The organism is Magnetococcus sp. PR-3, assembly GCF_036689865.1.
Taxonomy (GTDB): Bacteria; Pseudomonadota; Magnetococcia; order Magnetococcales; family Magnetococcaceae; genus Magnetococcus.
This window is the reverse complement of record NZ_JBAHUQ010000042.1, coordinates 1-6679: the sequence shown is the minus strand read 5'-3', so window position 1 is coordinate 6679 and position 6679 is coordinate 1. Positions and strand designations below refer to the sequence as shown.

At 52.6% G+C, this 6679-nt stretch carries 7 protein-coding genes; 2 read left to right on the top strand and 5 right to left on the bottom strand.

Annotated features, from left to right (window positions below):
• Nucleotides 1–171 precede the first annotated feature (171 nt).
• From V5T57_RS18685 to V5T57_RS18665, 5 genes are all read right to left on the bottom strand, one after another.
• The gene (locus tag V5T57_RS18685; protein WP_332892780.1) at nt 172–1473 is read right to left on the bottom strand and encodes a hypothetical protein; all 1302 of its coding nucleotides are present in this window, start codon (nt 1471–1473) and stop codon (nt 172–174) included.
• A 17-nt stretch (nt 1474–1490) separates the two neighbouring features.
• Nucleotides 1491–1880, bottom strand: coding sequence for a hypothetical protein (locus tag V5T57_RS18680; protein WP_332892779.1), 390 nt, complete (start codon nt 1878–1880; stop codon nt 1491–1493).
• Between the two features lie 619 nt (nt 1881–2499).
• Nucleotides 2500–2946, bottom strand: coding sequence for a hypothetical protein (locus V5T57_RS18675; RefSeq protein ID WP_332892778.1), 447 nt, complete (start codon nt 2944–2946; stop codon nt 2500–2502).
• The gene (locus V5T57_RS18670; RefSeq protein WP_332892777.1) at nt 2906–3784 is read right to left on the bottom strand and encodes a hypothetical protein; all 879 of its coding nucleotides are present in this window, start codon (nt 3782–3784) and stop codon (nt 2906–2908) included. The genes V5T57_RS18675 and V5T57_RS18670 overlap by 41 nt, the downstream gene beginning before the upstream one ends.
• Before the next feature lie 1140 nt (nt 3785–4924).
• Nucleotides 4925–5143 carry a transcriptional regulator gene (locus tag V5T57_RS18665; RefSeq protein ID WP_332892776.1) on the bottom strand — a complete coding sequence of 73 codons (219 nt, stop codon included), beginning with the start codon at nt 5141–5143 and terminating at the stop codon, nt 4925–4927.
• A gap of 108 nt (nt 5144–5251) precedes the next feature.
• Here V5T57_RS18665 and V5T57_RS18660 point away from each other — a divergent pair, with 108 nt between their 5' ends.
• Nucleotides 5252–5875, top strand: a complete 624-nt coding sequence (locus V5T57_RS18660) for a helix-turn-helix domain-containing protein (RefSeq protein WP_332892775.1) — start codon at nt 5252–5254, stop codon at nt 5873–5875.
• Between the two features lie 26 nt (nt 5876–5901).
• Nucleotides 5902–6318: a LexA family protein gene (locus V5T57_RS18655; RefSeq protein ID WP_332892774.1), complete on the top strand. Its 417-nt coding sequence runs from the start codon at nt 5902–5904 to the stop codon at nt 6316–6318.
• Nucleotides 6319–6679: the final 361 nt, after the last annotated feature.

Below are 6679 nucleotides of genomic sequence, written 5' to 3'. Positions count from 1 at the left end.
TCTGGGCCTCCTCATCACCGCTCAGCATATCCAACCTACCCCACTTTCTGACCGGTCACCAGCTTTAATTTTTATTCAACTTTTCTCTCTAACTCCAATGCAACCAGCACCAAACGTATACAATAGATATCTCATATTTTCACTGGCTTACAAAATCAACCAACGCAACAATCAACCTTCACCTTGAGCTTTTTTCTTATCATGGCTACGACCTGCTTGCGCCCCCGCCCCACCTGATCTGCGCCCCGAAAAAGCACCAGACATATTTTCAAACAACGAATTCTCAGCCCGAATCTTTTCAATCTCCACAGTTGTCTGCCCTGCATTTAAGACATGATTACGCTCAGTCTGCATCAACACACCCACAACCTCTTGCAAAACAACCTCTTTATTTTCTAACTGCCGTGCGATCGCAAGACCATGTTCCTTGCTATCCAGGTTGGTCAGTTCATTATGGTAGTATTTGATTTCGTTTAGGGTTTCTCGATACATACGCAGAAAAAAGAACGCCACATACTCAATAGCCAACACCATACCCGCCTTGGGCGCATACACCAGCAACAGTTTTGAAAGTGGGATCGTCGCAAAATCTTTAATTTCTGTCGGATCCCCCCACTGAAATAAAATCACCACCCCCATCACAGCAATCGTCAAAGCAGAAATAAGCATATATAGAGACTTGGATTCCAACTTTTCCAAATGCCCATCCAGCCGTTCACGTAACCGCAGGCTAGGGCTATCAATATACGACTGCATCGCCTTTCTGGCCTTCAGAGCTTGATTCTGTTTTTGGATGGCAACGGAGCGGGTTTTCAAGCCCTTTGGTGATCGATGACCAGCAGCTGAATAGCTGGCTTTACTGCCCTGTGAACGCGCATGACCGACCGTAGAGTGTGAGAGGCCCTCAGAATACGCCTCTTGCAGGGCCAAATAGAGCTCTTGTTCAAGGCGGGTTTTCTTGCTTTTGTTCAGGAAATACTGAAACCCATAAAAGAAGAGAAGGCTCAGCAATGCAGCAGAGACACCACCACTAAAAACAACAACCCCTTTAAGCGCAGGATAACCTGGCTCAAAATAAGCTTTTATACTTTCAATAGAAACACCACCACTCCACACCCCAGCCCCTAAGAGCACCACCATCAAGATCAAAAGCTCAACCACAATCATAGAACGAGAGGTAGAGGCCGTGATCTTTTCTAAGGTCATGAACTTATTTCTATAATGCTCTTCCAGCTCTTCTCTCTTATGCCTCTGTTGAGCATGAATACGATCGTTTTCTCGCTTTAACCCCTGATCTAGGGCCTCAATTTTTTCTATTAAGGCTTGGATAGCTTTGTCGTTCTCCTCAGCACCCCGCGAACCCTTTTTCTGCTCAAGTGCCACCAGATCATTCAGCAGAGTTGCACGTTCGGCCTTTAGGCTTTCCAGGGATAACAAGGACTCTTTTGCATCCGCTTCAGGCTGCTCTTCCATCTTACGTTACCCCTCTTTTACGCCACATGTTCATCCCAAGCCAGCCAGTATCCCTCAAAGACACCCAACCGCTTGGCGTAGATCGCTTGAAAACCTGAGAGCGACTTACCCAATTTACGGGCTACCGTCCGTTGATTAAAGTGTTTTATGTAGAGCAGTTTAAAGATGTTTTCCATATCCGGATAACGCCCCTGCAAACGTTCCATAATATCCTGCACCCGTTCTGCAATGTGGTTAACCTCATCCGACCGCCAGCCAGCCTGCGGTTCATGGGGATACAACGACACCCCATGGTTCTGCATAATGCGTCCGGTCTGGCTTATGGTGGCAGCTCTTGGCCCCACACTCTGCCGAGACCACTGCCCCCACACCTTTAGCGCCTCTTCCACCTGAATTTGCTGCCTCATTTCACATACCCCTATCGCTGTTCAACGCACCTGCTCCATGCGTAAAATCGATGACCCACAAAGTGTGCGGTTTGTTTTATAGAGAGAGAGGACCAGCCAAACCCCATGGCTTACCCCTTCTCCAGCTTGTTCCTTTTCCAGCTTGCACCGGCACCATGCGTGTCCTGATGATCTGGGGGGACGCACCTTCCCGCCCACCAGACCCCCATCATGACCGCATCAAACACCAACCATCCCTCCCCTCCTGCATCGATTATGACGCCGACAACAGGAACGCACAGATCACTTTAGTCATTAGCCTTGGCCGATTTTTTATCCCCAAAAAAGCCTCTTTTCACAGATAACAGCGGGCCTCTTGCCAACCCTCCCCCGACATTAATCCGGGGAGCGCGGAGCACAGAGACACGCCCCACCCAACCCTTAACCAGCATCTCGTTCAGCCAACACCTTCCACAGAGATCTAGATCACAAGTTCGGCTACCTTACGCCCCACACCTCGGGTTAAAGGCAATCCCAACCTGAGTGAGGCACGGCGCTAAGCATCCCTATGCAACATCCGTTTGGGTACGCTGGGGCACCCCATAGGGTGCCACGTTCAGAAGGGATCTTAGGGACAAACTCAGGGCACACAGTGCACCGCACACCACTGCTCAAACGACATCCCAACCAGGGCCAGGCAGCGTGCTTGACGCCAGCTTTCGGCATCGGTCTGGGCACGGTGGGCGGCACTCAGTTTGAGCCAGTCTGACCCTCTTGCGCCCTGCGGGGGTAAGATTGCCTGCTTGCTTTTATGCGGTGCCTTGGGCTGTTCCAATGCACGATACTGCTCCCAACTGCGGCCTTGCCCTTCACACAACGCCACAAAAGCCCCAATCGCCGGAGGGTGCGCCACCCCACGGTTCAAAGCCTGCAAACCTTGCGTCACCTGTGCAGGTTGCAGATGCGCCAAACCTTGCGCCCACTCCTTGATCAAAAACTGTTTCTGGTCTTCGTCCCGGTAGAGGGGTCGACCAGGAAATTTAAGTTCAAACCGTGCCAACACCTGTTTGGCCGTGCGGGTGTCCAAGGTGGTCTCGGGCCTCTTGGGCAAGATCGTGGGCCAAGCTTGTGGGCCGGCCCCCAGTGTGGGTGCGAGGGACTCCATAAACCTGACCTCCAAATCGTTTACTGTTGCCAATCCATGTTCGGGCCGCCGCTTGCCAATCCATCATCACACTCCCCTTAGCGGTGTGATGATTTTGAAACGCCTCAAACGGTTCGCCCGTCAAAACCAAATTCTGATCTCGGGCATACGCCAAAAAGTAGTGCCGTAGCGCTTCCACAGCTGCAAGCTTGGTTGGAAAGCTGCTTTTACGTTTACCCTTGCTTGCCTTCCGCGCCCGGTTTGGCTTTGCCCCCCCTTGGGGGGATACAGGGGGGATACTCTTTTTACTCCCTTCCCCTTCCCCTTCCCCTTCCTCTTGTGCAGGTGTGTGACCCGTGACGCACGGGTCATCTACGGCAATGAACTCACCCGCACCATCTTCATCTAACACACTGTTTTTATACGGCACACCCCCCTCTTCTCCTGTAGGTTTGGGTAAAATGGAGGCCTTCTCCCGGTTGTTTACAATTTGATGATTAGAAAAAGAGGGAATACATCCATACCATCCATCCCCAACACGATACTTATGCACAAAACCACGGGTGGCCAACGCGTCAAGCACCTGTGCCATATCAAAAGTATCGTATGGCAATACATCTAATTTCAGCTCATGGGGACGCCATTTAAAACGTCCTTCCCGATCACAAACGGTAAACAACCCAATAAACGCCAACCGCAAAGGCAGCTCTGAGGCAACCTCCGCCTCATACAGATCATGGTGCCGGAACAGCTCCGGTTTCACCGTACGTATTCTCGCCATCACGCCTCCTTCTCGACATGACACCTATTTATCGTTGAGCCAATGGCTTTCATAACCTGCCCACCGATAGAGGTTCGGGTAAGCCAACCATGTTTTACCAACGCCCTGCTTTTATGCGCAGACCACAGGCTTTAACCCCCTTCTTACGTTCATGCACACGTTGCACACGCCTTCTGGCACCTACGCTTTTTATGCGCGGACCACAGGCTTTAACGCCCTTCTTACGTTCATGCACACGCCTCTGGTTTCATGCACCTTCTGCTACCTACGCTCAGATCAAAACCAACGGCTTTTACATCCTGCTTACGATCATGCACACACGCTGTAGAGCCCGCCGCTTTTAAGCGCTCCGGTGGCCATACACACGCTTCAAAGCTCTGGGTGTCCGAACACCTTCAGGTGCCTACACCCGGATCAAACAACCCCTTGATGTCTCTGCTATGATCACAGGCTTGACCCCAAACAACGACTCCCCCCCTAAGATGACCTGCGCGGGCAAAGCCTACAGCCTGCATACCACTTTTCTAGATACGCACTGGGCACAACCCCATGCTTCTTACAATCATTCACGGTCTCCAAGCGCCTTCGGGTACCTGCACGCCGCTCAAGCAACAACGCGGCGCCCCTCTGTTGAGATCACATGCGGAGCGACAGCCAACCTGTTACCTGCCCCTCCAAAGAGCCTGCATACCGGTAACACTCACACGATGCAGGCCCCTTGACCCACAGGGCCGCATGATTGCACTCGGGCGGATACGCGCTAACCACACCCCATCTCACGGTTCAACCGCATGCAGGCCCCTTGACCCACAGGGCCATATGATTGCACTCGGGCGGATACGCGCTAACCCCACCCCATCTCATGGTTCAATCGCATGCAGGCCCCTTGACCCAAAGGGCCGCATGATCGCGCTCGGGCGGATATGCGCTAACCCCACCCCATCTCGTGGTTCAATCGCATGCAGGCCCCTTGACCGACAGGGCTATATAATCGCGCTCGGGCGGATATGCGCTAACCCCACCCCATCTCACAGTTCAACCGCATGCAGGCCCCTTGACCCACAGGGCCGCATGATCGCGCTCGGGCGGAGATGCGCTAACCCACCAGAGGTATCTCTATCTGGTGGTTAAAAGGGGAGGTTAAGCGGCGGTGATTTCCGGTGCGCCGAACACATCGGGTCGCAACAGATAGCGGCTAACCCTGCCTTGGCTTAAACGCTCCACCTCTAATACCCGTTCGGCCGGACACCGCTGCCACTGAGAAACCGCACTGGGCGATATGCCCAATGACTTGGCCACCACAGAGCCTCCCCCACTCACCCGTATGGCACGACGAAGTGCCCTCTTTTGCTGTTCCATTGTCTCTCTCCTTGGTCACAATGTTTAGCATTTCTTACAATCGTGTTCAAGTAATTCTTAAAATGCTATTTAAGCGCTCCTTAAATATACTGTGTGCAGGAGGTGGATATGTCTTTTGCAGAACGTTTTGATCGTGCGCTATCCCATACCGGGATCACACAGACCCATATTGCTCACGAGCTGGGCATTAAACCTGCGGCGGTTTCTCAATGGAAAACCGGCGGCAACGGGCCTAAATTCACCCACTTATGCCAACTGGCTAAGATACTGGGAGTCTCTTTGGATTGGCTGGTATGCGGCCAAGGGGAGATGGGCCATGAGCCGGAGGGACGCTACAGACCCGAAGAGCAGATGCCTCTACTGCCCATATTGCAGGCCAACCAGGTAACCGACTGGCTTAAGAACCGAGAATCGATCCAGGCCCCCTGGCAGCGCATGACCCACGAAGATTTACAAACGCTGGGGGCTGGCACATTTATCATGGTGGTGCATGTCGATGTTATGGCGCCGCGACTTCAGCCTGGAGATCAGGCAATTTTTGACCCCACCCAGCCCCCTAAACATAACGATATTACGCTTGTTTCCAAAAAAGGCAGTGACGGACTAACCCTCAGGCGTTTTTTGGATGATGGGATTTCTCACTATCTTTGCGCCGATGACAGCCGATACATAAAAGAGAGCGTCGATGCGTGGGATTTCCGTGGCACGATGCGTGCTTTCCATGGAAAATAATAATACTCTTTTTTTTGGAGCCCCCTATGTCAACAGCGCTGGCCACCCAGACTTATAGCTATCCACTCATTTCTTTTATTCATGCCGGCAACTGGGGAAGTTTTGTTGATATCTTTGAACCAGGCGATGCCGAACAGTGGGTAACAACCGGTAAAAATTATGGTAAGCACGCCTACGCTTTACGTGTCAAAGGCCATAGCATGGAACCCAAATACCCCCAAGGGTGTGTTGTGGTGGTTGACCCACGGGGCAAAGCCCAAGCGGGCGATACCGTCATTGCCCGTATTGATGCCGAAAACGAAGCCACCATGAAGGTCTACAAAAAGGATGCCCTAGGCAACCGCTTCCTTAAACCCATCAATCCAGCCTTTCCAACCATTGATATGCAAAAAATAGATGTGGTGTTTTGTGGGGTTGTGCGCGAGATTGCTGAACACTCCTAACCCCGCTACCGCTTGATCCTGAGCAACCAATTGATCGACACCCCCGGCTCAAACGCAGCTGCCACCCCGCGACACCCAAGCCACGGGCACCCCCCTCATAGGATGGTGCTTCATTACGCACAGCGACCGCTTACCATCAACAACCCGACACCCCAGCCCCGCACAATCCGATCCACACCACGCCCCCACCGCACACGTCATTCAGCACAGCCTCACCCACCCCAACCTCACCCCAACACATCCCCAGCACCACCCCAACACATCCCCAGCACACACCAGCACCCCACCAGCACATACCACCTCAGCACATCCCAAGCACCACCTCAGCACATCCCAAGCACCACCTCAGCACATCCCAAGC

What these genes read in the sequence shown, in the direction of transcription:
- V5T57_RS18685 (WP_332892780.1), bottom strand. Translation starts at nt 1,473, where the DNA reads ATGGAAGAGCAGCCTGAAGCGGATGCAAAAGAGTCCTTGTTATCCCTG.
- V5T57_RS18680 (WP_332892779.1), bottom strand. Translation starts at nt 1,880, where the DNA reads ATGAGGCAGCAAATTCAGGTGGAAGAGGCGCTAAAGGTGTGGGGGCAG.
- V5T57_RS18670 (WP_332892777.1), bottom strand. Translation starts at nt 3,784, where the DNA reads ATGGCGAGAATACGTACGGTGAAACCGGAGCTGTTCCGGCACCATGAT.
- V5T57_RS18665 (WP_332892776.1), bottom strand. Translation starts at nt 5,143, where the DNA reads ATGGAACAGCAAAAGAGGGCACTTCGTCGTGCCATACGGGTGAGTGGG.
- V5T57_RS18660 (WP_332892775.1), top strand. Translation starts at nt 5,252, where the DNA reads ATGTCTTTTGCAGAACGTTTTGATCGTGCGCTATCCCATACCGGGATC.
- V5T57_RS18655 (WP_332892774.1), top strand. Translation starts at nt 5,902, where the DNA reads ATGTCAACAGCGCTGGCCACCCAGACTTATAGCTATCCACTCATTTCT.